General features: G+C 63.8%; 24 protein-coding genes and 1 tRNA gene. 17 read left to right on the top strand and 8 right to left on the bottom strand.

Annotation, left to right across the window (positions count from 1 at the left end):
* The first annotated feature begins 62 nt into the window (after positions 1-62).
* From lon to queF, 6 genes are all read left to right on the top strand, one after another.
* On the top strand, positions 63-2471 hold the full coding sequence (gene lon, locus FOY53_RS03795) for an endopeptidase La (RefSeq protein ID WP_146585886.1): 2409 nt from the start codon (positions 63-65) through the stop codon (positions 2469-2471).
* Between the two features lie 236 nt (positions 2472-2707).
* Positions 2708-2782: transfer RNA gene (locus FOY53_RS03790), tRNA-Val, on the top strand.
* A gap of 369 nt (positions 2783-3151) precedes the next feature.
* Positions 3152-3853, top strand: a complete 702-nt coding sequence (queC, locus tag FOY53_RS03785; protein WP_146585884.1) for a 7-cyano-7-deazaguanine synthase QueC — start codon at positions 3152-3154, stop codon at positions 3851-3853.
* Positions 3853-4206, top strand: a complete 354-nt coding sequence (queD, locus tag FOY53_RS03780; protein WP_146585881.1) for a 6-carboxytetrahydropterin synthase QueD — start codon at positions 3853-3855, stop codon at positions 4204-4206. Before queC ends, queD begins: the two co-directional genes overlap by 1 nt.
* Positions 4203-4913 (top strand): 7-carboxy-7-deazaguanine synthase QueE, encoded by a 711-nt coding sequence (gene queE, locus FOY53_RS03775; protein WP_146585879.1) that lies wholly within the window; start codon positions 4203-4205, stop codon positions 4911-4913. The genes queD and queE overlap by 4 nt, the downstream gene beginning before the upstream one ends.
* 19 nt (positions 4914-4932) lie before the next feature.
* Positions 4933-5394 (top strand): preQ(1) synthase, encoded by a 462-nt coding sequence (queF, locus tag FOY53_RS03770; protein ID WP_146585877.1) that lies wholly within the window; start codon positions 4933-4935, stop codon positions 5392-5394.
* A gap of 177 nt (positions 5395-5571) precedes the next feature.
* On the opposite strand, the gene FOY53_RS03765 is transcribed toward queF, so the two are convergent.
* From FOY53_RS03765 to hpt, 4 genes are all read right to left on the bottom strand, one after another.
* Positions 5572-6468, bottom strand: a complete 897-nt coding sequence (locus FOY53_RS03765; RefSeq protein WP_146585875.1) for a cytochrome c — start codon at positions 6466-6468, stop codon at positions 5572-5574.
* Positions 6469-6475: 7 nt separating this feature from the next.
* Positions 6476-6937: a c-type cytochrome gene (locus FOY53_RS03760; protein WP_146585874.1), complete on the bottom strand. Its 462-nt coding sequence runs from the start codon at positions 6935-6937 to the stop codon at positions 6476-6478.
* 195 nt (positions 6938-7132) lie between these two features.
* Positions 7133-7318, bottom strand: a complete 186-nt coding sequence (locus FOY53_RS03755) for a hypothetical protein (RefSeq protein ID WP_146585872.1) — start codon at positions 7316-7318, stop codon at positions 7133-7135.
* Positions 7315-7866 carry a hypoxanthine phosphoribosyltransferase gene (hpt, locus tag FOY53_RS03750; protein WP_146585870.1) on the bottom strand — a complete coding sequence of 184 codons (552 nt, stop codon included), beginning with the start codon at positions 7864-7866 and terminating at the stop codon, positions 7315-7317. The genes FOY53_RS03755 and hpt overlap by 4 nt, the downstream gene beginning before the upstream one ends.
* A gap of 117 nt (positions 7867-7983) precedes the next feature.
* Between hpt and FOY53_RS03745 the strand changes: the two genes are divergently transcribed.
* On the top strand, positions 7984-8427 hold the full coding sequence (locus FOY53_RS03745; protein WP_146585868.1) for a type II toxin-antitoxin system RatA family toxin: 444 nt from the start codon (positions 7984-7986) through the stop codon (positions 8425-8427).
* 39 nt (positions 8428-8466) lie between these two features.
* A complete protein-coding gene (locus FOY53_RS03740; RefSeq protein WP_146585866.1) occupies positions 8467-9786 on the top strand; it encodes an MmgE/PrpD family protein in 1320 nt (439 codons plus the stop codon).
* A gap of 51 nt (positions 9787-9837) precedes the next feature.
* Here FOY53_RS03740 and FOY53_RS03735 read toward each other — a convergent pair whose 3' ends face one another.
* Genes FOY53_RS03735 through FOY53_RS03725 form a run of 3 tightly spaced genes read right to left on the bottom strand, consistent with a single transcriptional unit; the run spans position 9838 to position 11929 of the window.
* Entirely contained in the window at positions 9838-10317 is a 480-nt protein-coding gene (locus tag FOY53_RS03735; protein ID WP_246107272.1) for a CinA family protein, read from the bottom strand.
* Positions 10314-10802, bottom strand: a complete 489-nt coding sequence (locus FOY53_RS03730) for a phosphatidylglycerophosphatase A family protein (protein WP_146585864.1) — start codon at positions 10800-10802, stop codon at positions 10314-10316. Before FOY53_RS03730 ends, FOY53_RS03735 begins: the two co-directional genes overlap by 4 nt.
* On the bottom strand, positions 10799-11929 hold the full coding sequence (locus tag FOY53_RS03725; RefSeq protein WP_146585862.1) for a bifunctional 2-C-methyl-D-erythritol 4-phosphate cytidylyltransferase/2-C-methyl-D-erythritol 2,4-cyclodiphosphate synthase: 1131 nt from the start codon (positions 11927-11929) through the stop codon (positions 10799-10801). Before FOY53_RS03725 ends, FOY53_RS03730 begins: the two co-directional genes overlap by 4 nt.
* Before the next feature lie 177 nt (positions 11930-12106).
* Here FOY53_RS03725 and dusB point away from each other — a divergent pair, with 177 nt between their 5' ends.
* The 5 genes from dusB (at position 12107) to ntrX (ending at position 19332) form a co-directional block, all read left to right on the top strand.
* On the top strand, positions 12107-13090 hold the full coding sequence (gene dusB / locus FOY53_RS03720) for a tRNA dihydrouridine synthase DusB (protein ID WP_246107271.1): 984 nt from the start codon (positions 12107-12109) through the stop codon (positions 13088-13090).
* Entirely contained in the window at positions 13087-14169 is a 1083-nt protein-coding gene (locus tag FOY53_RS03715) for a two-component system sensor histidine kinase NtrB (RefSeq protein ID WP_146585860.1), read from the top strand. Before dusB ends, FOY53_RS03715 begins: the two co-directional genes overlap by 4 nt.
* Positions 14169-15539 carry a response regulator gene (locus FOY53_RS03710; RefSeq protein ID WP_146585858.1) on the top strand — a complete coding sequence of 457 codons (1371 nt, stop codon included), beginning with the start codon at positions 14169-14171 and terminating at the stop codon, positions 15537-15539. The genes FOY53_RS03715 and FOY53_RS03710 overlap by 1 nt, the downstream gene beginning before the upstream one ends.
* Before the next feature lie 100 nt (positions 15540-15639).
* On the top strand, positions 15640-17904 hold the full coding sequence (locus FOY53_RS03705) for a sensor histidine kinase NtrY-like (protein ID WP_146585856.1): 2265 nt from the start codon (positions 15640-15642) through the stop codon (positions 17902-17904).
* 18 nt (positions 17905-17922) lie between these two features.
* Complete coding sequence (gene ntrX, locus FOY53_RS03700) at positions 17923-19332, top strand: nitrogen assimilation response regulator NtrX (protein WP_146585854.1); 1410 nt, start codon at positions 17923-17925, stop codon at positions 19330-19332.
* Between the two features lie 30 nt (positions 19333-19362).
* Here the strand turns inward: ntrX and FOY53_RS03695 are convergent, their stop codons facing one another.
* Positions 19363-19956, bottom strand: coding sequence for a hypothetical protein (locus FOY53_RS03695; RefSeq protein ID WP_146585852.1), 594 nt, complete (start codon positions 19954-19956; stop codon positions 19363-19365).
* Between the two features lie 289 nt (positions 19957-20245).
* Here FOY53_RS03695 and trkA point away from each other — a divergent pair, with 289 nt between their 5' ends.
* The 4 genes from trkA to hflX all read left to right on the top strand — a co-directional run bounded on the left by trkA (position 20246) and on the right by hflX (position 24788).
* Positions 20246-21622, top strand: a complete 1377-nt coding sequence (gene trkA, locus FOY53_RS03690; RefSeq protein WP_146585850.1) for a Trk system potassium transporter TrkA — start codon at positions 20246-20248, stop codon at positions 21620-21622.
* Positions 21623-21625: 3 nt separating this feature from the next.
* The gene (locus FOY53_RS03685) at positions 21626-23140 is read left to right on the top strand and encodes a TrkH family potassium uptake protein (protein WP_146585848.1); all 1515 of its coding nucleotides are present in this window, start codon (positions 21626-21628) and stop codon (positions 23138-23140) included.
* Between the two features lie 137 nt (positions 23141-23277).
* A complete protein-coding gene (gene hfq, locus FOY53_RS03680) occupies positions 23278-23517 on the top strand; it encodes an RNA chaperone Hfq (protein ID WP_089272563.1) in 240 nt (79 codons plus the stop codon).
* Positions 23514-24788, top strand: a complete 1275-nt coding sequence (hflX, locus tag FOY53_RS03675; RefSeq protein ID WP_146585846.1) for a GTPase HflX — start codon at positions 23514-23516, stop codon at positions 24786-24788. Before hfq ends, hflX begins: the two co-directional genes overlap by 4 nt.
* Positions 24789-24948: the final 160 nt, after the last annotated feature.

The raw sequence follows: 24948 nt of genomic DNA, 5'->3' as shown, positions 1-24948 counted from the left end.
GAGTTGGCCGGGGCTGCCGCACAGCGGGGCCGGTGCCATCTTGCCAAGAATAAGGATTGAGCATGAAAAAGCCTCTCAACACGTCTTATCCGGTGCTGCCCCTGCGCGACATCGTGGTGTTCCCGCACATGATTGTGCCGCTGTTCGTGGGGCGCGAAAAGTCGGTGCGCGCCCTCGAAGAGGTGATGTCGGACGACAAGCAGATCCTGTTGTCGTCGCAGATCGACCCCGCCGTGGACGACCCCACGTCCGAGGGCATCTACAAGGCCGGCGTGCTGGCCAATGTGCTGCAATTGCTGAAATTGCCCGACGGCACCGTCAAGGTGCTTGTCGAAGGTCAGGCGCGCGTCCGCATCACCGAATATCTCGACAATGAGGAATTCTTCGAGGCCAGGGCCGAGTACCTGACCGAGATGCCGGGTGACGCCACCGCGATCGAGGCACTGGTGCGCACGGTGGGCGATGAATTCGAGCGCTATGCGAAGATCAAGAAGAACATCCCCGAAGAGGCGCTGAGCACCGTTTCGGAAACCACCGAACCCGCCAAGCTGGCTGATCTGGTATCCGGCCATCTGGGCATCGAAGTGGGTCAGAAACAGGAGCTTCTGGAAACGCTGGCGATCTCCGACCGGCTCGAGAAGGTCTATGGCCTGATGCAGGGCGAAATGTCTGTCCTGCAGGTCGAGAAAAAGATCAAGACCCGGGTGAAATCCCAGATGGAGCGCACCCAGCGCGAATATTATCTGAATGAGCAGATGAAGGCGATTCAGAAAGAGCTGGGCGATGGTGAGGACGGCCAGAACGAGGTCGCCGAACTGGAAAAGCGCGTCTCGGAAACCAAGCTGAGCAAAGAGGCCCGCGAAAAGGCGGATGCCGAGATCAAGAAGCTGAAGAACATGTCGCCGATGTCCGCCGAGGCGACGGTGGTGCGCAACTATCTCGACTGGATGCTGAGCATTCCGTGGGGCGTCAAGTCACGCGTCAAGAAAGACCTCGTTCTGGCGCAGAAGGTGCTGGATGACGACCACTATTCGCTTGAGAAAGTGAAGGAGCGGATTGTCGAATATCTGGCGGTGCAGCAGCGCAGCAAGAAACTGAAAGGCCCGATCATGTGCCTCGTCGGCCCTCCGGGTGTCGGCAAGACCAGTCTGGGCAAATCGGTTGCCAAGGCCACGGGGCGCGAATTCATCCGCATCTCGCTGGGCGGCGTGCGCGACGAATCCGAGATCCGCGGCCATCGCCGGACCTATATCGGTTCGATGCCCGGCAAGATCATCCAGGCGCTGAAGAAGGCAAAGACCACCAATCCGCTCATCCTGCTGGATGAAATCGACAAGATGGGTCAGGACTTCCGCGGCGACCCTGCCTCGGCCATGCTCGAGGTGCTGGATCCGGAACAGAACGCGACATTCTCGGATCACTACCTCGAGGTCGAGTATGACCTGTCGAACGTGATGTTCCTGACCACGGCGAACTCGTACAACATGCCGGGCCCGTTGCTGGACCGGATGGAGATCATTCCGCTGTCGGGCTACACCGAGGACGAGAAGACCGAGATCGCCAAGCGCCACCTGATCGCCAAGCAGATCAAGAACCACGGCCTGAAAAAGGGCGAGTTCGAGGTGACCGACGGCGCGCTGACGGACATCGTGCGGTACTATACCCGCGAGGCCGGCGTGCGGAATCTGGAACGGGAACTGGCCAAGCTGTCGCGCAAGGCGGTGACGCAAATTGTGCGCGGCGATGAAAAGACCGTTGTGGTCACGTCCGAAAACCTCGGTGACTTCCTTGGCGTGCGCAAACACCGCTATGGTCTGACCGAGGACGAGCACCAGGTCGGCGTCGTGACAGGGCTTGCCTATACGTCGGTCGGTGGCGACCTGCTGCAGATCGAGGCGCTGCGCCTGCCGGGCAAGGGCCGGATGAAGACCACCGGCAAGCTGGGCGACGTAATGAAGGAGAGCATCGACGCGGCCTCGTCTTATGTCCGCTCGATCTCGCCTCAGATCGGGATCAAGCCGCCGCGGTTCGAGCGGTGGGACATCCATGTCCACGTTCCGGACGGGGCCACTCCCAAGGATGGTCCCTCGGCGGGTCTGGCGATGGTGACGTCGATCGTCTCGGCGCTGACGGGTATCCCGGTGCGCAAGGACATCGCCATGACCGGCGAAGTGTCCTTGCGAGGCAACGCCATGCCCATCGGCGGCCTGAAGGAAAAACTGCTCGCCGCGCTGCGGGGCGGGGTCAAGACCGTTCTGATCCCGAAGGAAAACGAAAAGGATCTGGCCGAACTGCCCGACAACGTGAAGAACGGGCTGGAGATCATCCCGGTCGAACATGTCGCGGAAGTGCTGGCCAAAGCCCTGATCCGCGCGCCCGAGCCGATTGACTGGGATGAAGAGGCCGAAGAGGCGGCATCCCAGGCGCTGTCCAAGGGCGACGCGCCCGGCGCGGCCCCCGTAGCGCACTGAGCCGAACGGATCCTGCCAGAATACGCCGCCCGGAACACCTCCGGGCGGCGTATGCGTTCCGGCAACGGCGTGACAGTTCCCTGTCGGCGACCAGTGCCTCCGGAATTTCGGAACGCGTTGTCAAACCCGTGCTGCCAGTCCCGGATACAGGTGCCAAAACAATTGCGGCTCACGGCTGAGTATAGGTGCCGCGACCCCCTTGCACAGTCCGCCGCAGGGCGTTAATAGGCCCCAGCGGGTGATTAGCTCAGTGGTAGAGCGCTTCGTTCACATCGAAGATGTCAGGGGTTCAAATCCCTTATCACCCACCATTATTTCAGCGACTTAGGCCAGAATTGCGAAGTGCACGGCAGTTCCAGGACCCTGCGAATCCGCAAGGTCGGCAAAATCAGGTGCTTGTCCGGCTCTTCTGAGGTGGTCTGGCGAACGTCCGAAATACAGCCGTTCGGTGACCCGGTGCTGATATCCGCAGATCACTCTGCCCGCGGCCCGGATCGACGCGGTCCCGGGTGGATTCCGGCTTGCGGTGACCCAGCGTCGGGGCGCAACGCCAGGACCGGCTTGCGGTGACCCAGCGTCGGGGCGCAACGCCAGGACATGCCACTTGGCACCGATTGCAACACGGTTTAAAGAGCGATTTCCGGTCGCAGCCTACCCGGGTAACAAAACAAGGGTGTAAAATGAAGACGATTGTCATCTGCTCCGGCGGATTGGACTCTGTATCGCTTGCGCATATGGTCGCAGACGAACGCGAACTGACGCGCCTCGTGTCGTTCGACTATGGCCAGCGTCATCGCAAGGAAGTGGACTATGCCGCGCTGTGCGCGCGCCGACTGGACGTGCCGCACGATATCATTGACCTGCGCGCCATAGGTGCCGTTCTGACCGGCTCTGCCTTGACCGACGATATCGCGGTGCCTGACGGCCACTACGCCGAGGACAGCATGCGGATTACCGTTGTGCCGAACCGCAATGCGATAATGCTGACCGTGGCTTTCGGCGTCGCCGCCGCGCGCGGCGATCAGGCTGTTGCCACCGCGGTGCACGGCGGGGACCATTTCATTTATCCCGATTGCCGCCCCGCCTTCACCGAAGCCTTTGCGACCATGCAGGCGCTGGCTTTGGACGGTTATGCCGATGTCCGCCTGTACACGCCGTTCGTGCATCGCACCAAGGCCGACATCGTGACCGCTGGCCAGCGCCACAACACGCCCTTCGCCGAGACATGGTCATGCTACAAGGGCGGCGCACTGCATTGCGGCCGCTGCGGCACCTGTGTTGAACGCCGCGAGGCCTTTCATCTGGCCGGGGTGACCGACCCCACGATCTATGAAGACCCGGACTTCTGGACCGAGGCCATCGCACGAAAGCACCCCGCCTGATGTATCGGATCACAAAGGAGTTTCACTTCTCCGCCTCGCATCAACTGTCGCACCTGCCGGAGGGTCATCAATGTGCCCGCCTGCATGGTCACAACTATATCGTCGTGATCGAGCTGGCGTCGGCCGAGCTGAACGCTGATGGTTTCGTGCGCGATTATAGCGCGTTGAAGCCGTTGAAGACCTATATTGACGAAAATTTTGATCACCGGCATCTGAACGATGTGATGGAAAATCCGCCAACCGGCGAAAACATGGCGCGGCATTTCTACGACTGGTGCGCGGCGCGCTGGCCCGAGACAGTGGCGGCAAAGGTCAGCGAGACCCCCAAGACCTGGGCGGAATACCGGCCGTGACAAGTTTGCGCATTGCCGAGATCTTTGGCCCGACCATTCAGGGAGAGGGGGCTCTGATCGGAGAGCCCACTGTTTTCGTGCGCACCGGCGGGTGTGATTACCGCTGTGCATGGTGTGACAGCATGCATGCGGTGGATCCCGCACTGCGCCACACCTGGGCGGCGATGTCGACCGACGCGGTGTGGAGCGAGATCACGCGCCTGTCGGGCGGCAAGCCTCTGACGATCTCTTTGTCCGGGGGCAATCCGGCCATTCAGGATTTCACCGCGTTGATCGCGCTGGGGCAGACGGCAGGGTACCGCTTTGCCTGTGAAACCCAGGGCTCTGTCGCAAGACCATGGTTCGCGGCGCTGGACACGCTGGTGCTCAGCCCCAAGCCGCCGTCCAGCGGCGAAAAAGTCAACTGGACCACATTTTCGGCCTGCGTCGGCGCGGCCTCGGGGGCCGGACAGGTCGTGCTGAAGATCGTGATCTTCGATGACGTGGATTATGCCTGGGCCCGTGACGTGGCCGACAGGTATCCATCGCTGCCGCTCTATCTGCAGCCGGGCAACCCGGAGGTCGACCCGGCGGTCGCAGTCGCGCCGCAAGCCCTGTCAGACCGGCTGTTGTGGCTGGTCGACAAGGTCATGGCCGATGGCTGGTTCGCGCCTCGGGTGCTGCCACAACTTCACGTTCTGCTTTGGGGTAACAAACGCGGCGTCTGACCCGCCACAGGAGCACTATATGGAAACCATTTACAGCGACTTGACACAGCTCGGCGGCAAGACGGATCTGCCGGCATCGCCAGAAAAGGCGGTCCTGGAACGGGTGTCGAACCCGCAGGCCGACGTGTCCTATTGCGTGCGCTTCACCGCACCCGAATTCACCTCGCTTTGCCCCATGACCGGTCAACCCGACTTTGCGCATCTGGTGATCGACTACGTGCCGGGTGACTGGCTGGTCGAGTCGAAATCCCTCAAGCTGTTTCTCGGGGCGTTTCGCAATCACGGCGCCTTTCACGAGGACTGCACCGTTTCGATCGCGCGGCGGCTGGTGGAGTTCCTGTCGCCGCGCTGGTTGCGGATCGGAGGCTACTGGTATCCACGCGGCGGCATTCCGATAGATGTCTTCTGGCAGACGGGCGCCATGCCAAAAGACGTCTGGATCCCGGATCAGGGTGTGCCGCCCTATCGCGGCAGAGGATAACCAGCCGCGATTGCACCACTGCGACTGCACCTGCTGCATGCGACTGTCACAGGCTTGCCGCAACGCGTCCGAGCTCATCCGGACCCGTGGCTGCCCGCTGCCTTGCCACGGGTGCGTCGCGTCGCTGCCTGGCAGGCGGTCGGCTTTTGCACACAAGGGCGGGCCGTTATCGGTGATTCAGTTCGCCGCCGGTTTGGGCAGCGCCTTGAGATAGGCGGCGACAGCCGCGCGGTCCGCGGCGGGAAGGCGCGCGAAATTTTCGACCACAGCGACCATGTGCCCGCCGACGCTGTCAAAGTCCGGGGTGAACCCGGTTTCGAGGTAATAGGCGATGTCGGTTTCCGACCAGTCAAGCTCATCGGGTGTCAGCGCCGGGATCTTCCCCGATCCGCTGGGATTGGGGGCGCCGCTCAGCCAGGCATTGCGTTTCAGCCCCCCCAGCGCGTTGCGCGGCGTGTGGCATTCGCCGCAATGGCCGAGAGCCTCGACCAGGTAGCGGCCCCGCATCGCCGCGGCGTTCGGCGGATCCTGCATCACCCACTGATCCGATGCGAACAGCAGCTTCCACACCCCGAGGCTCCGGCGGATGTTGAAGGGAAAGCCGACGTCGTGCGGCTTGCTGGGTTCGGACGAGGCTGGCAGCGTCTGGATATAGGCCCAGAGATCGGCCACATCCTGCGGCTCCATATGCGCATAGGCGGTATAGGGAAAGGCCGGGTAATAGTGCTGGCCATCGGGCGAGACGCCGCGAGTCACCGCGCTTGCAAAATCCGAAAGGGTCCAGTCGCCGAGTCCGGCGACGGGGTCCGGAGAGATGTTGGGTGACAGGAAGGTGCCGAATTCCGACGGGAATTTCTGTCCCCCCGACAGGACCAGCTTTGCCGCGCCCTTGGCGTCGGGCGCGTGGTGGCAGGACGCACAACCCGCCGCGGTAAAGACCAGTTCACCGCGTCCGGCATCGCCTCGCAGGTCCGCCACCGTCTCTGCGGGCATCGGGATGGCCCGGGTCACGATCAGACCGGCACTGGCGGCGACCACAGCCGCCAGCATCACAAGGGACAGGGTTCTGCGCATGCCGAAGTCAGGTGTCGGGCGCGCGGTGCTTGTCGTGGCAGGCCTTGCAGGCGCCACCGACCTTGCCAAGCGCCGGGCCAACCGCCTCCTGGCCGGTGCCAGCAACCTCTTGCATGCCGCTTACGGCTTCGCCCAGGCCAGCCCATTTCGCCAGGAAATCCTCGCGTTCATCCCAGATCGAGGGCAGGGCACGAGTGCCTTCGATGCTCATGTTGTCGGACCCTTCCGGCCAGAGCGGGGGCTCGTGAATCATTGATACTGCCTTCAGCGTGTCGGCGGCGTGCTGCGCGGCTTCGGCATCATAGGGTGTTTCCCCCTTGGCCATAGCGCCGAGAATGCCGAGGTTGATGGCCAGAATACGGAACTGCCCCTGTCGCGCCTTGAGATGACCGGAGAAATCGCTCTGGGCCACGGCAGCGGTGCTGCCCAGAAAGGCCAGGCCGGTAAGCAGAATAAATGTATTTTTCATTGTGAACTCCCTATGGATGACCAAAGGTAACTTTGGATCGCCCAGGTGGTGCAACTAAAGTTTTTGTGACAATTGCGTCAACGGCTGTGGGCAACGCCGTGTGGTCCGGGCCATGGCGGGACATCAACATCCGTGCCAGGTGTGCGGAACTTCCCCGGAAAATCTTTCGCGGCACCAGGCCGCATCATTGCCCCCTCAGCGCATCACCTGTGTCGGAGCCCTGACACCGTCAACACTCAGACCTTCGGGCCACCCGATCCAGCGTTCGACGGCATAGAGCCCCAGACACAGGGCAATCACCGCGAGCACGAGTTTCACCCGGGCCGCCGAGGGCGGGTTGCGCACCCAGCGGGCCATGTGCAGCAGATGGATCCAGTTCATGCCGCGTCGTTTTCGGGGAACCGCACCTTGCCGATATAGGGCAGGTTGCGATTGCGCTGGGCATAGTCGATGCCATAGCCGACGACAAATTCATCCGGGATTTCGAACCCGGTCCAGTCGGCGCGGAAATCGACTTCGCGCCGGGACGGCTTGTCCAGCAGCGCGATGGTGCGCAGCCGCGCCGGGTTGCGCGACTTCAGCAGGTTGGTGACATGGCTGAGGGTGTAGCCGGTGTCGACGATGTCCTCGACCACCAGCACATCGCGCCCCTCGATCTGGCCGCGCAGGTCCTTGAGTATGCGCACCTCGCGGCTGGACTGCATCGCATCGCCGTAAGACGAGACTTCGAGAAAATCGACCTCCACCGGCAGGTCCAGTTCACGCACAAGATCGGCGATGAACACAAAGGAACCGCGCAGCAGCCCGACCACCACCAGCTTGTCCGTCTGCTCGAATTCCGCGTGAATTTTCTGGCAGAGGACTTCGATCCGGGCGGCGATGGCTTTGGCCGAAATCAGTTCGTCGATCACATAGGGACGTTGTGTCATAGAGCTCTCTTGCTGGTTTCCCTTGATTTTCCGGGCGCAGCATACGACATGCACGGCCAATGTCACGGCGCAAACGGGCCGGGGACACCTACGGAACGCAACCAGATACGAGGCCGTATGCCAACCCATTCCGAAACCAGGACGCTGCCCTACAGCGCTCAGCAGATGTATGATCTGGTGGCGGATGTGGATGATTACCCCAAGTTTCTGCCATGGTGTTCGGCGGCGCGCGTGCGCTCCGTCGCTCCCGACGGGGAGGCGCTGGTGATGCTGGCGGACCTTGTGATCAGCTTCAAGGTGTTCCGCGAACGTTTTGGCAGCCGGGTGACGTTGCATCCTGGGGAGCGGAAGATCGACACCGAATATCTGGACGGGCCGTTCCGTTTTCTCAAGTCGAACTGGGCCTTCCGCGATGTCGAGGGCGGTTGCGAGGTGTCATTCTTTGTCGACTTCGAGTTCAAGAATGCGGTGTTGCAGGGCATCATCGGGCTGGTTTTCAACGATGCGATGCAACGCGTCGTGCGCGCGTTCGAGCGTCGCGCGGCAGAGCTTTACGGCTGAAGGCACGCTGCTATTGTGCCGCTGAAAACAGGGGGCGCAATGAAGGACCGGTCACAGCAACAGGGCATCACGCAGGCGTTGGCCGCGTTTGCCGTGCAGCAAGATGCACAGGACATCCCGCAAGAGGTCATGGCGGTGATGCGCCTGTCGTTGCTGGACTGGATCGTGGTGGGCTGTGCCGGGCGCGATGAACCGGTTGCGGCATCGGTGCGCGCGCTCGCCCGGGACGAGGGCGGTGCCGCGCAGGCGCATGCGCTGGGCATGGCGCAACGGGTACCGGCCCGGATGGCGGCGCTGGTGAACGGCACGGTGAGCCATGCGCTGGATTACGACGACACCCATTTTGCCCATATCGGCCATCCGTCGGTGGCGGTGGTGCCTGCGGCGCTGGCAATGGCGGAACGTATCGGCGCGTCGGGGCCGGAATTTCAGGCGGCTGCGCTGATCGGCTGCGAAGCTTCGGTGCGGGTCGGTCTCTGGCTTGGGCGCGGTCACTATCAGGCGGGATTTCACCAGACGGCCACGGCCGGGGCGTTCGGCGCCGGGCTAGCGGCGGGGCGGCTGTTGCGGCTTGACCCGGCGCAGATGGCGGATGTCCTGGGGCTGCTGGCAACCCGGGCCTCGGGCCTGAAATCTCAGTTCGGCAGCATGGCCAAACCCTTCAACGCTGGCATCGCGGCGGCCAACGGCGTCGAGGCGGCGCTGCTGGTCCACTACGGGTTGCAGCCGCGCCGGGATGCGCTCGAGGTGGCGCAGGGCTTTGGCGTGACGCATCACGGTGCGGCCGATCACGCAGCGCTGGACGGTCTGGGGACCGACTGGCACTTTGACCGGGTCAGCCACAAGTTCCATGCCTGCTGCCACGGCCTGCATGCCGCGCTCGAGGCGCTGAAATCCCTGGGCGCGGTGCGGCCCGACGCGGTGGCGCGGATCCGGGTCAGCACCCATCCCCGCTGGCTGAGCGTGTGCAATATCACGTCCCCGACCACCGGGCTTCAGTCCAAGTTCTCCTATGCGCAGGTGATGGCCATGCACCTGCTGGGCCATGACACGGCGCGGCTGGACAGCTACACCGATGCACTCTGTGCAGATACCGGCGTCGCGGCGTTGCGGCAGCGGGTCGAGGTCACGGGGGATGATACCATTCCCGAAACGGCAAGCCGGGTGACGCTGGTTCTGGATGATGGTTCGGACTGCCGGGCAGAGCACGATCTGGCGCACGCCTTGCCGCTGGAGCAGCGGCGCGCCAAGGTGCTGGCCAAAGCCGAAAGCCTGCTGGGCGAGGACCGAGTCGCCTGCCTGAGCGCGCTGATCGGTGACGGCGCGGCGCCGGGGCTGATCGGTGCGGCGCTGATCTGAAACCTCGGGGCGCAACAGCCGGGTGTCCGGCGCAAGCCTCAGGCAGTGCGGTCAGAGTTCCTTCAGGGCGCCAAGGATCAGTGTCAGCGCGTGGCGCGTCGCCGCCGCGCGCACCTGCGCCCGGCCAAGCGCCGTAAACTCGATGGTTTCGGTGTGCACCCCGTGCGACCGGGCGAGGCCAAAGCACACGCGGCCCTCGGGCTTGAATTCGGACCCGCCCGGCCCGGCGATGCCGCTGATGGAAATCGCCAGATCGGCCTGAGCCGCCGCCCTGGCCCCGGTGGCCATCTCGGCGCAGACCTCTTCGGACACCGCGCCGAAGGCATCCAGGGTTGCAGTGGTCACGCCCAGCATCTCCTGTTTGGCGCGGTTGGAGTAGGTCACGAAGCCCCGCTCGAAAATCGCCGAGGATCCGGCGACATCGGTGATCGCGGCGGCTACCAGCCCGCCGGTGCAGCTTTCGGCGCAGGTGATGGTGACGCCCTGCGCGCTGGCCCGGGCAAAAATCTCTTCGGCCAGTGCGTGGCTCACACCAGAACCCCATGCGCCAGACCGGCCAGCACCATGGCCACCAGGGCGGCAAACAGGCCGGCGACTAGGTCGTCCAGCATCACCCCCAGGGCATCGCCGCGCCTGTCCGCCATGCCCACCAGCCAGGGTTTCCAGATGTCGAACAGCCGGAACAGGACAAATCCCGCGACCCATCCGGGCCACAGCCGCGTCACATCGACCCCCATCATCTCGGCGCCGTACGAGATCGGCAGCAGGGCGATCCACTGACCCACAACTTCGTCGATGACAATTTCGGACGGGTCGTGATCGGCGCTGCCGACAGTTTCGCGGCTTGTCGCCCACCAGCCCAGAGCAAAGACCGCAACACAGGCGGCCAGCGCCAGCCAGAACCCGCCCAGCACATGCAGCACCCAGAACAGCGGCAAGGCGGCCAGCGATCCCCAGGTGCCCGGCGCCGGTCGCAGGTAGCCGACCCCGAGAACCGTGGCGACAAGGCGGCTCATGTCCGCACCAGGGCGGCTGTGGCCAGCGCCGCGATTCCTTCGCCGCGGCCGGTAAAGCCCAACCGCTCCGAGGTCGTCGCCTTGACCGAGACCTGATCCGGCGACAGTTCCAGAATTTCGGCCAGTGCCGCCCGCATCGCATCCGCATGCGGTCCGATCTTGGGAAACTCGCACACCAGCGTCACGTCGACATTGCTGATGGCATAGCCCTTTTCGCGCGCCAGCCCGCCCGCGTGACGCAGAAAGATATGGCTTTGCGCGCCCTTCCATTGCGGGTCCGACGGCGGGAAGTGCCGTCCGATGTCCCCCTCGGCCAGGGCGCCATACAGGGCGTCGGTGAGTGCGTGCATGCCGACATCGGCGTCCGAATGCCCGTCCAGTCCCTGTGTATGGGCCAGCCGGACGCCACAAAGCATCACGTGGTCTCCGTCGCGGAATCTGTGCACGTCAAACCCGTTGCCAAGGCGAATATCCATTCCAGTCTCCAGAAGTGCTGCGGCCCGGGCGAAGTCGCCGGGTCCGGTGATCTTGAGGTTGCGTTCGTCGCCCGGAGTGATGATCACGTCCAGCCCCGCGGCGCGCGCCACCGCGACGTCATCCGCAGCCCCGCCGGCATGGCGGCGGTGCGCGTCAAGGATGGCGGCGAAATGAAATCCCTGCGGCGTCTGCGCCCGGAACAGCCCGTCCCGGTCACGTGTGCCGCTGACCCGTCCCGCGGTTCCGGTCCACAACGCGTCGGTCACCGGCAGGGCAGGGGCGGCCGCGGGGGCCTGGTCCAGGGCGGCGATCACCGCGGCGATCACCGCCCGGTCGACACAGGGTCGCGCCACGTCATGGATCAACACCAGGTCGGGAGGAGCCGCCGCCAGCGCTTCGAGCCCCGCCCGGACCGAAGCGGCACGATCCGCGCCACCGGCCACCAGCGTGACCGCAAGCCCGTCGCTGACCTGCGCCGCAACCGCCATATCGTCCTGGGCAACGACCATGATCACCGGATGGAAATCAGCGAATTTTTCCAGCGTCCAACGCGCCACCGGTCGGCTGCCAAGCTGTTGCCACTGCTTGGGAACCGGACCGCCGGCCCGGGTGCCACGGCCTGCGGCGACGATCAAAGCGGCAATGGTCATCCTGGGTCCTCTTGCTGCTGCCCGGTTTAGGCCCTGCGCGAAGCCTGTGCAATCTCTTGCGATTAATCGCTTAATAATTGAGCAAAGGGGAATTCTGCGGATACGAAATCCCTTGTGGTCATTGTATGATAGGTCGGCCCTTGCTAGCTGCTGATCAATTGCACAAGGAATAGGCGCTTGAGCATCACGCTTGCCCAGACACAACTCAGCATGCCGGTCCTACTGGCGCCGTTGGCCGGAATCACCGACCTGCCGTTCCGCGCGCTGGTGTCGGGCTTTGGCGCAGGTCTTGTGGTGAGCGAGATGATCGCCAGCCAGGAAATGGTGCAGAACCGGCGCGGCACCCGCGAGCGTGCCGAACTGGGACTGGATGCGCAGCAGACCTCGGTGCAGCTCGCCGGACGCGATGCCTACTGGATGGCCGAAGCGGCGCGGATGGTGGCGGCAAACGGTGCGCGGGTGATCGACATCAACATGGGCTGCCCGGCAAAAAAGGTGGTGGGCGGCTATTCCGGCTCGGCGCTGATGCGCGATCCCGATCATGCGCTGCGCCTGATCGACGCCGTGGTCGGTGCCGTCGATGTGCCGGTGACGCTGAAGATGCGGCTGGGCTGGGATTCGGACTGCCTGAACGCGCCGGAGCTTGCCCGCCGCGCCGAATCTGCGGGGGTGCAGATGGTGGTCGTGCACGGCCGCACCCGTTGCCAGTTCTACAAGGGGCGCGCCGACTGGGCGGCGATCCGGGCCGTCAAGAACGCCGTGGCCATTCCGGTGATCGCCAACGGCGACATCACGGATGCGGACACGGCCCGGGCCGCTCTGCGGGCGTCCGGTGCCGACGGGGTGATGATCGGGCGCGGGGCGCGGGGCACGCCCTGGGTTCTGGCACAGATCGGCGCCGCTCTGTCCGGTACCGATGTCCCGGAAGGGCCCGAGGGTGCCGCGCTGTCCGACATGATCCGCAGTCATTACGAGGCGATGCTGGCCTTTTATGGCCCGGACCTCGGGGTCCGCGTCGCCCGCAAGCATCTGGGCTGGTACATGGATCAGGCTGCGACCCCGACCGATCTGCGCCGCCGCATCCTGACCGAGACGTCGCCCGCCGCGGTCTTGGCGCTTCTTGGCGGGGCTGTGGACATCCGCCGGAGAGCCGCCGCATGAACGCCGAGACCGATCTGATGCTGTGGTCGTCGCTGCCGGTGCCGGCAATTCTGCTCGACGCGGACGAGCGGATTGCCGACATGAATTCGGCTGCCGAAGGATTCATGAACAATTCGTCCAAATGGCTGATGGGGCAGCCGATCTGGGACAGGCTAGCCGTCGATGCGCCGCTGGAGGAAAGCCTGGCCCGGGCCCGGGCCAACGGCACGCCGCTGTTCGTGAACGATGTCGATGTCGGCACCGGGCGCCGCGCGCCGCTGGTGTGCAACCTGCAGATGGCCCCGGTGCAGGGTCGGCCGGGCTGGACCATCCTGCTGATCAGCCCGCGCGAACTGGCGGGGCGCATGACCCAAAGCCATTCGGTCAAGTCAGCGGCGAAATCCGCGATCGGCATGGCCGAAATGCTGGCGCACGAGATCAAGAATCCGCTGGCCGGCATCACCGGAGCGGCCCAGCTGCTGTCAATGTCGCTCTCCAAGGACGACCTCGAGCTGACCGACCTGATCGTTCAGGAAACGCGCCGCATCGTGAAGTTGCTGGAACAGGTTGAACAGTTCGGCAACCTCAGCCCGCCCGAGCGCCGGGCGGTCAATGTCCACGATGTGCTGGACCGGGCCCGCCGCTCGGCCCTGCTGGGCTTTGGGGCGCATATGAAGATCGTCGAGGATTACGACCCTTCGCTGCCGATGGCCCACGGCGATCCCGACCAATTGCTGCAGGTGGTGCTGAACCTGCTCAAGAATGCATCGGAAGCGGCGGCAACCAGGGGCGGCACCATTCGGCTGCATTCGTTCTACGAGCACAGCTTTCGCCTGCGCCGGGCCGACGGCTCTGGCCAGTCGCTGCCGCTGCAGATCGAGATCATCGACAATGGCCCGGGACTGCCGGACCATATCAAGAGTGAGATTTTTGAACCCTTCGTGTCGGGCAAGGAAAACGGCACCGGTCTCGGACTGGCGCTGGTCAGCAAGATCGTGTCGGACCACGACGGCTGGATTTCCGTGGAATCCGTTCCCGGCCGCACCGTATTCCGCATTTCGCTGCCGATGGCGCCGCGAGAAAAACAGGAGATAGACTGATGGATGGCACCGTTCTGGTCGCAGATGACGACCGCACGATCCGCACGGTACTGACGCAGGCGCTGACCCGTGCGGGCTGCAAGGTCCATGCCACGTCGTCACTCACCACGCTGATGCGCTGGGTGGCCGAAGGCAAGGGCGACGTGGTGATTTCCGACGTGGTCATGCCGGACGGCAACGGGCTCGAGATGCTGCCCAAGATCGCGCAGGACCGCCCCGGACTGCCGGTGATCGTCATTTCGGCGCAAAACACCATCATGACCGCAATCCAGGCCGCAGAGGCCGAGGCCTATGACTATCTGCCCAAGCCGTTTGATCTGCCGGATCTGATGAAACGCACCGCGCGGGCGCTGGAAAACCGCAATCTGTCACCGCGGCGCGACGAGCGGGTGGAACATGCCGACGGCCCGGACGAGCTGCCGCTGGTGGGCAAGACACCGGCGATGCAGTCGCTGTACAGGCTGGTGGCGCGGGTGATGAACACTGACCTGCCGGTGCTGATCTGCGGTGAATCCGGTACCGGAAAGTCGCTGATCGCCCGGGCGGTGCATGACTTTTCCGACCGGCGCAATCTGCCGTTCGTCACGGTGACCAGCTCGGATCTGTCGGATTTCGAAGGCCCCGCGCGGGTGCTGGCACGGGTCAAGGGCGGCACCCTGTTGATCGAGGAGATCACCGATTTCGACGACGAGGTGCAGGCCCGCATCGTGCGCATGATGGACGTCCCGGGCGAACACGTGCCGCGTTTCATGGCCACCAGCCAGACCGACCTGTCGCAGGCGATGGAAGAGGGGCAGGTCCGTCAGGATCTGTTCTACCGTATGAGCGGGGCGACGATCTTTGTGCCGTCGCTGCGCGAACGGGTCGAAGATATCGTGCTGCTGACCGAACACTTCCTGACACGGTCCGAGCGTGAGGGCAGCCCCAAGCGCTGGCTCAGCAAGGAGGCAAACGAGCTGTTCCGCGCCTACAGCTGGCCCGGCAACGTCCGTCAGCTGGAAAACGCCGTGCGCCGTCTGAGCCTGACCAGCCGCGCCGAAGAGATCACCCGCCCCGAAGTCGAGGCGGTGCTGGGCAACCAGCCCGAAACCGGCCCGGTGCTGCGCGGGGGAGATGGCGAAAAACTGGGCACCTCGGTGGCGCGCCACCTGCGGCGCTATTTTGACCTGCATGGCAACATGCTGCCGCCGCCGGGCCTGTACACCCGCATCCTGCGCGAGATCGAGGCGCCGCTGATCGAGATTGCGCTGGACGCCACCGGCGGCAACCAAGCGAAATGCGCCGACCTGCTGGGAATCAACCGCAATACCCTGCGTAAGAAAATTACAGATCTCGATATCCGCGTGACACGCCGCCGCAAATTGATGTAAAAGGGCCACATAACTGTGGCCGCGCCGCATCTCGCGGTGAAGAGACCACAACATATGGCGGTCAGCTGCGTATTGCAGCACATCGGAGTGAGGTTGGGCTGTGGCCACCTGGGCACGTTCTTGGAACTGGTCGCGACTGGTTCGTTTACGGCGACGGCGCAGACTGCAGAATGCGGCCACACTCGGGTTGGTCCTTCTTGGTCCCCTGCTGGCCGTCGCGACCTTTCTGGTGCTGGGACCGTTTGACCAGGGACGCGGGCAACAGCTGAACCTGCGGCTCGTGCTGCTGGCAGATCTTGTCTACGTGCTGTTGCTGGCGGCGCTGGTGTTGCAGCGGGTTGCCCGGATGGTTGCGGCGCGCCGTGCCAAATCCGCCGGTTCACGCCTGCACCTGCGGCTGACCGGGGTATTTGCGCTGATGGCGCTGCTGCCGACGATCACCGTCGCGGTCTTTGCGGTGCTGACCATCAACATCGGGCTTGAGACCTGGTTTTCCGAACGGGTCCGCAATGTGGTCGGCGCGTCGCTCAGCGCCGCCGAAGCTTATGAGGCCGAACACCGCGAGGGTCTGGTGCAGGACGCGCAGGCGCTGCGGGACTATCTCGACGCCAACCGCCGCGCGACCTTTATCATGGACGACGGCGAATTGCGGCAGGTCCTGAGCCAGGGCCAGGCGCAGATCCAGCGCGGCCTGAGAGAAGCCTATGTGATCGACGGGGCGGGCGAGATCCGCGCCCGTGGCGAGCGGTCCTACCTGTTCGACTTTGAAAACCCGGGCGCGGCCCGGATCGCCGAGACCGACGTCACCGGCATCGTTGTCATCGAAGACTGGGACAACGACGAATTTCGCGCCCTGCTGCCACTGGATGCGTTTGTCGACCGCTATCTTTATGTCAGTCGCGAAGTGGACGGCGGCATCCTGAACCTGCTCGACGATACGCAGCAGACGGCAAAATTCTATCAGCAGCAGGAAAGCGAACGGGGGCGGCGGCTGTTCGATTTTGCGCTGCTGTACCTGGGGTTTGCGGTTCTGCTGATCCTTGCCGCGACCTGGCTGGGACTGTGGTTCGCAGAACGGCTGAGCCAGCCCGTGGGGCGTTTGACCGGGGCGGCACAACGGGTCGGGGCCGGGGATCTGGATGTGCAGGTGATCGAGGATGAGGGTGACGATGAAATCGCCATGCTCGGACGCTACTTCAATCAGATGACCCGACAACTGAAGGGACAGCGGCAGACGCTTCTGGACAACACCCGCCAGATCGAACGGCGCCAGCGGCTGTTTGACTCGGTGCTCGGGTCGGTGACGTCAGGTGTGGTCGGGCTGGATGCCGAGGGGCAGGTGACCTTTGTCAACCGCTCGGCAGAAAAGCTTCTGGGCTCGCAGGACATTCGCCGGTCGGTTCCGATTTCGGTCGCCGTGCCGGAGTTCGCCGCGTTGTTCGACCGGCTGCGTGCCACCGGAGTGGAAACGGTGCAGGAAGAAATCAAGGTCAGCCGGGAAGGGCGGCTTGAAAACCTGCTGGTGCGGGTCGCCACCCGCCGCCGCGATGACGCCAGCCTCGAGGGCTATGTGGTGGCCTTTGATGACGTGACCGATCTGGTCAGCGCCCAGCGTATGGCAGCCTGGGGGGATGTCGCCCGCCGCATCGCGCACGAGATCAAGAATCCGCTCCAGCCGATCAAGCTGTCTGCGGAACGCATCACCCGCAAGTTCGGCAAGCAGCTGGATGCGGAACAGGCAGCCAGCCTGACCCATATGACCGAGGTCATCGTCCGCCAGACCGACATTCTGCGCCGCATCGTCGATGAGTTTTCGAAATTCGCGCGGATGCCGGAACCGGACCGCAAGCACCAGAACCTGATTGATGTGGTGCGCGACGCGGTGTCGCTTCAGGAAAGCGGCCAGCCCGGGGTGCACTTTGTCACCGATCTCGGGAACGGTGCTCTTGGCACCAGCGTGGATGAGGTGATGATCGGTCAGGCGCTGACCAACCTGATCAAGAATGCCGGCGAAGCGATCGAAACCCGGCGCGACGCCGAACCCGGGGACAGCTTCAAGCCCGAGATCCGCGTCAGCGCCGCCAGCATCGACGGCAAGGCCGAGATCCGCATCATGGACAATGGCACCGGATTGCCGGAGGACCGCGCCCGGCTGTTCGAACCCTATGTGACAACGCGGTCGTCAGGCACCGGACTGGGCCTGCCGATCGTCAAGAAGATCATCGAAGAGCATGGCGGCAGCCTGACTCTGGAAGACGCCCCGCTGTTTGACGGAGCGACCCACGCAGGGGCGATGGCGGTGATCCGTCTGCCCCTGACCGACGCAGGCCCGACCCTGCAGATTCTTGAACAAGAAACGGCATGAAGAGGTGAGGAGAGCACAATGAGTGACATTCTGATCGTCGACGACGAACGTGACATCCGCGAACTGATCGGGGATATTCTGGAAGACGAAGGCTATACCACGCGCCTTGCCGGCAACTCGAACGAGGCAATGGCGGAAATCAATTCCGAACCACCCTCGCTGCTGATCCTCGACATCTGGCTCAAGGACAGCAAGATGGACGGCATCGACATCCTCAAGTCTGTCAAGCGCGACAACCCGGATGTGCCGGTGGTGATCATCTCGGGGCACGGCAACATCGAAATCGCCGTGGCGGCGATCAAGCAGGGGGCATATGACTTTATCGAAAAGCCCTTTAATATTGACCAGTTGCTGGTGGTGATCCGGCGTGCGATGGAAACCAGCCGCCTGCGGCGCGAGAACCAGAAGCTCAAGCGGAAAGAGACGACAACTGCGGAAATGATGGGCGACAGCGCGTCGTTCCGGGTGTTGCTGGGCCAGCTGGACAAGGTGACCAAATCCAACGGCCGGGTGATGCTGTCGGGGCCCGCCGGCGCGGGCAAGGAACTGGCAGCGCGCTACATCCATGCCCATTCCGCCCGGGCAAACGCACCGTTTGTCACCGTCAACTGTGCCGGTGTCGCGCCGGAATCGATGGAAGAGACGCTGTTTGGTCGCGAAAGCGCCGATCGCGGCGTCGAGCCGGGATTGCTGGAACAGGCGCATGGCGGTGTGATCTATTTCGACGAAGTCGCCGACATGCCGCTGGGCACCCAGTCCAAGATCCTGCGGGTTCTGGTGGATCAGCAGTTCACCCGGGTTGGCGGTGCCGACAAGGTGCGGGTGGACCTGCGGGTGATCTCGTCGACGAACCGCGACCTCGGAATGGAAATCGAGGCCGGGCGTTTTCGCCAGGAATTGTACCACCGGCTGAACGTGGTGCCGATTTCCGTCCCGAGTCTCGAGGACCGGCGCGAAGACATTCCGTTGCTCGCAGGCTATTTCATCGAACAGTGCCACAAGACCCAGGGACTTGCGCAACGGGAATTGTCCGAGGATGCGGTGGCGCTCTTGCAGACGATGGTGTGGCCGGGCAATGTCCGCCAGCTCAAGAACCTTGTCGAACGGGTGCTGATTCTCGGCGATGGCACCGGTCTGATCGAGGCGCGCGAACTACCCCAGGACAACAGTCCGGGCGGCGGCGAAGAAGGCCGCGTCGTGCTGTCGGGCATACTGGCGACCCTGCCGCTGCGCGAAGCCCGCGAGGCCTTCGAGCGCGAATACCTGCTGACCCAGATCAACCGCTTCGGCGGCAACATCTCCCGGACCGCAAGCTTTGTTGGCATGGAGCGGTCGGCCCTGCACCGCAAGCTGAAGTCACTGGGAGTGGTGACCAGTGCCAAGGGTGGGCCGCGCATTGCCCAGTTCGAAGAAGAAACCGCCGACTGACACCGCCGCTGCCGGCAGGACCGTGCACCCTCATGATTTCCGGCGCGGGCGCAGGATCCGGCCCGCTTCGATCACGTAGTCGGTGTACGGCAGGGGGCCGGAGGGGCGGGCGCCCAGCATCCGGTCGGGCGCCTGAAGGAAGGGACGGCGACCGGCATCCTGCAGGCGATGGTTGGCCGCTTTGCACCGCCGCAGAAGGTCGGCCCGGTCCAGACCCTGCGCATCGCTCAGCCGCTCAGAGGGGAAGCCCCCCGTGGATTCACGGTGGGCAATCAGGTGCGACAGGACCGGGCCGCCGTGGGCGACCGGCAAGGGTTCGCTGACCGCGCACAATTCGTGTAGCGCCGCAGTCACGAAGATGCGCACCGCCACCGCATTTTCACAGTCGGACTGGGCCAGCATCCAGGCCAGCACATCAAGGTTTTCCGCGCTGCTGCAATCCAGCCCATCCGCCAGCTCGTGCCACAGCCCCGGGTCACGGTTCTGCGCCAGCCAGTCCTGCAAGGGGCCGTCCGTCACCGTCTCGAGTTCCGTCGGCTGCACCGATTGTATCACCTCGCCCAGCGCCGCCATCTGCCCGGGGGGCAAGGTTTCGTGCGGCGCGGTCGTTGCGTTGGCAGCCACGCGATTCCGCAACGCCGCTCCAAGGATTATCGGCCACAGGGACTTGTCTGACATTGGCAGTACTCTTCCATCGGTTGCATTCACCTGACCTCGGGAATGTGGGATCGCTTGGGCCGGGCCGGGGCAATTTGCGGGCACCGACCGTGATCGGCTGGATTCGGCCAGACGATTGCGCGATTTTCCGGCACCGCAGTGGAATCGCACCGGCACCGACGTCGCGTGTCGTGCCGAATTGACCCTCTGCGCGCGTCATGCGATGCACGTCTGGCAACCGATCAGGGAACTGGACATGAAAGTCATCATCTGCGGCGCGGGGCAGGTCGGCTGGCAGATCGCGCGGCATCTTTCGGGTGAACGCAACGATGTCACCGTGGTCGACAACAACCCCGATCTGGTGCGCCGGGCGACGGACACCCTGGATGTGCAGGGGATCTCTGGATTTGCCTCGTATCCGGACGTTCTGGACCGGGCCGGGGCGCGCGATGCCGACATGATCATCGCCGCCACCTATTCGGACGAGGTCAACATGGTGACCTGTCAGGTCGCGCACTCGGTGTTTTCCATTCCGCGCAAGATTGCCCGCCTGCGGGCGCAGAGCTACCTGACGGCGATCTATTCCGACCTCTACCGGCGCGACCACATGCCGATTGACGTGGTGATCAGCCCCGAACGCGAAGTGGCCGAAGCGGCCCTGCAGCGTCTGGCCATCCCCAGCGCCTTTGACACCGAGAGCTTTTTCGACGGCAAGGCCAAGTTGCTGGGCCTGACCATCGAAGAGGACTGCGCCATCGTGAACACGCCGCTGCGCCAGCTGACGGATCTGTTTTCGACCCTGCGTTCGGTGGTTGTGGGAATCCGGCGTGACGGCACGCTGTTCGCCCCCGAAGCGCGCGATCAGCTGTTCGTCGGCGACGCGGCCTATGTCATCTCGCATGCCGACGACATCCGCCGCACGATGGAGATTTTCGGAAAATCGCACCGCAAACAGGAACGCGTCGTGCTGATCGGCGGCGGCAATGTCGGCCTTGCCGTGGCCCGGGAGCTTGAATCCCGGGCGGAACGCATACGCGCAAAGGTGATCGAAAAGAACCGCGTGATCGCCGAGCGGGCCGCCGAGGCACTGGAAAAGACCATCGTGCTGCACGGCGACGGACTGGATGCCGGGCTGTTGTCCGAAGCCAACATCGAAAAGGCCGATGCCGTCCTCTGTGTCACCGATGACGACAAGACCAACATGCTGGCCGCCGTGCGTGCCAAGGCGGCCGGGTGCCACATGGCCATCGTGCTGATCAACGACCCGACCCTGATCCCGTTGCTGGAACCGCTCGGGGTCGATGCCTACATCAACCCGCGCGCCACCACCGTCAGTTCGATCCTGCGCCACATCCGTCACGGTCGGGTGCGGGCCGTCTATTCCATCGGCGACGCCGAGGCCGAGGTGATCGAGGCCGAAGTGCTGTCCACCTCGCCGATCGCGGGCCGGAAGCTGCGCGACATCGACTTTCCCGAGGGGGTGCTGGTGGGCGCGGTGCTGAAGCAGGGCAAGGTGGTGAAGCTGTCCGGCTCGCTGCAGATCGACGAGGGCGACCAGATCGTGATTTTTGCGATGGCCAAGGATGTCGCCGAGGTCGAGCGTCTGCTCCAGGTCTCGATCGACTTTTTCTGAGCCATGTACCGAATGCTCGCCCTGCCGTTCTTTTTACAACTCACCGGGATCGCCTGCGCCTCCATGGTGCTGCCGGCCGCCTATGCGCTGGCGATCGGCGAGTACCACGACGCGCGCAGTTTTTTCTATCCGGCCATCGTCGGCTTGGTGCTGTGCACCATGATCGCCATCGCCGTCAGCACCCGCCCGCACCATCACAGCGCGTTTCGGCAGTTGTTGTCACTGCTCGCGGCCTTTTCTGTACTGCCGCTGATCCTGGCGGTGCCGTTTTTCGAGGCGGTGCGCAACACCAGCTTTCTCAACGCCTATTTCGAGATGGTGTCCTGCCTCACCACCACCGGAGCCACGCTGTTCGAAGCGGCGCGCCTGTCCGGTCCCGAACACCTGTGGCGGGCACTTGTCGGCTGGATGGGCGGTTTGCTGATGTGGATATCGGCTGCGGCCATTCTGGCGCCTCTGACCCTTGGTGGGTTCGAGGTGACGGCCAGCGGCGAACCGGGCCAGGCAACGCCCATCGGCACCAAGCGGGACGACGTGTCCGAAGCGGCGCGGCGGTTGTCCCGCACCACCCAGGCGCTGGTGCCGGTTTACACCGGACTGACGCTGGCGGTCTGGATCCTGCTGCAGGTGGCGGGGGACAAGCCGCTGGTGGCGATCAGCCATGCCATGTCGGTGATGTCGACTTCGGGGATATCGCCGGTGGGCGGGATGATCGGCACGAACAGCGGCCTCGCGGGTGAGTTGATTCTGTTCTGCTTCATGTTCTTTGCCCTGTCGCGACTGACCTTTTCGGGTGACACCGGCCATGCCAACCACCATCGCCTGTATTACGACCCGGAATTCCGCATGGGGCTGGCGCTGGTGGCGCTTATTCCGACGATCCTGTTCCTGAGGCATTTTCTGGCCTCGTTCGAGATCGGGGACGAAGAGAATCTGATCGCCGCGCTCAGTGCCCTCTGGGGGGCGATCTTCACCACGCTGTCATTCCTGACCACCACGGGCTTTGTCAGCGTCGACTGGGCCACGGCGCAGGGATGGTCCGGCCTCAGCACGCCGGGACTGATCCTGATGGCGCTGGCGCTGATCGGGGGCGGCGTCGCGACCACGGCGGGCGGGGTCAAGCTGCTTCGGGTGTTCCTGTTGTATCTCAACGGCGTGCGCGAGCTGGAAAAGCTCATACATCCGCATTCGATTGGCCGCTCGGGCCTGCTCTCGGCCCGGGTCCGGCGCGAAGGCGCGTTTATCGCCTGGGTGTTCTTCATGCTGTTTGCGCTGGTGCTGGCGGCCGCGACGATGGGGTTGACCGCGCTTGGTGTCGAATTCGAATCCGCGATGATCCTCGCCATCGCCACCCTGTCCAACGCCGGACCGCTGATCGTGATCGCGGACGAAGCACCGCTGAACCTTGTCACGCTGGCGCCGCAGGCCAAATTGTTCCTGGCTCTCGCGATGATGCTGGGGCGGCTCGAGATGCTGGCGCTGATCGTGATCCTGACGCCTGAACTGTGGAATGAATAGTGCTGCGGCGCGACAACTCTGCCGCACATGGGAACAATCAACGAATTTCCGCTGGAAGTTCTGGGGGCGGCATTACATACTTGACGCAACGAGGGCGTGTCATACCGGGACACGAACAATAAAAAAAGGCACTTTCAATGGCTTCCGACAAACAGAACCTTCAGGATGCGTTCCTTAATCATGTCCGCAAGACCAAGGTTCCGGTCACCGTGTTCCTGATCAATGGCGTCAAATTGCAGGGCGTGATCACATGGTTCGACAATTTCTGCGTGCTTCTGCGCCGTGACGGCCAGTCACAGCTGGTCTACAAACACGCGATTTCGACCATCATGCCGGCCCAGCCGATCAATCTGTACGACGGCGAAGACAACAATTGAAAGAACATGCGGACCATGTAACCCGCGCCTGGGTTCTGCATCCCGACATCAAGTCCGACCGTAGCCGCCGCATCGCAGCCACTGCGCTGGCCGAGGCCGTGGCCCTGGCCGCCGCTCTGCCCAACCTCGAGGTGGTGGGCTCCAATGTCGTGCCGCTTCCCACGCCACATGCGGGCAAGCTGTTCGGCAAGGGCAAGATTGCCGAACTGAAGGGCGTGATGGCCGAGGCCGAAGTCGAGCTTGTGCTGGTCGACGGACCGGTGACGCCGGTGCAGCAGCGCAACCTGGAAAAGGAATGGAACGTCAAGCTTCTGGACCGGACCGGTCTGATCCTTGAAATCTTTTCCGACCGCGCTGCCACCCGCGAAGGCGTGTTGCAGGTGGAAATGGCCGCGCTGTCCTATCAACGCACCCGACTGGTCCGCGCCTGGACCCACCTCGAACGCCAGCGTGGCGGGCTCGGCTTTGTCGGCGGCCCCGGCGAAACCCAGATCGAGGCCGACCGGCGTGCGATTGACGATCAGCTGGTGCGCATCCGCCGTCAGATCGACAAGGTTTCCAAAACCCGCACCCTGCACCGTGCGGCGCGGGCCAAGGTGCCTTATCCGATTGTGGCGCTGGTCGGCTATACCAACGCCGGCAAATCCACCCTGTTCAACCGGTTGACCGGCGCCGACGTCATGGCCAAGGACATGCTCTTTGCCACGCTGGATCCGACCATGCGCTCGGTGAAACTTGACGGTGGTCTGGACGTGATCCTGTCGGACACCGTGGGTTTCATCTCGGATCTGCCGACCGAACTGGTCGCCGCCTTTCGTGCAACTCTGGAAGAGGTGCTGGCCGCCGATCTGATTGTGCATGTCCGCGACATCGCCCATGACAACACCGAGGAACAGGCGCAGGACGTGCGCACCATCCTGAAATCGCTGGGTGCCAGCGACGACATCCCGGTTCTGGAGTTGTGGAACAAGGTCGACCTGCTGCAGGGCGAGGCGCATGATGCCGCGCTGAACCGCGCGGGACGGGATCCGAACATCCATGCTGTCTCGGCCCTGACGGGCGAGGGGTTGTCCGGATTTCTGGCCACTGTGACCGGCCTGCTGGAAGAGACCAAGACCACGCAGGATCTGCACATTCCGTTTGATCAGGGCAGACGCCGCGCCTGGCTGCACCAGAAGGGCCTGATCGAAAACGAAGCCCAGGGTGACGATGGCTTTGACATCACGGTGCGCTGGACGGCGCAGGACGCGCGGACCTTCGAGAAACTCTGAGTCTGCGCGGTTCTCCGACCGGCAGCGACAGACCGACCCACGACCTCACAGATCCTGCGCTTTCCCCCGGACTATTCCAGTGAGTGGTCGGGGGCAGGCGCTGTGCCCTGGGCGCGCCGCCAGCCCTTTGCAACCTCTGTCTGCCTCAGTGTGCCTAACG

Source organism: Puniceibacterium confluentis, assembly GCF_007923445.1.
Classification (GTDB): Bacteria; Pseudomonadota; Alphaproteobacteria; order Rhodobacterales; family Rhodobacteraceae; genus Puniceibacterium; species Puniceibacterium confluentis.
This window is presented reverse-complemented; position numbering and strand designations above follow the sequence as displayed.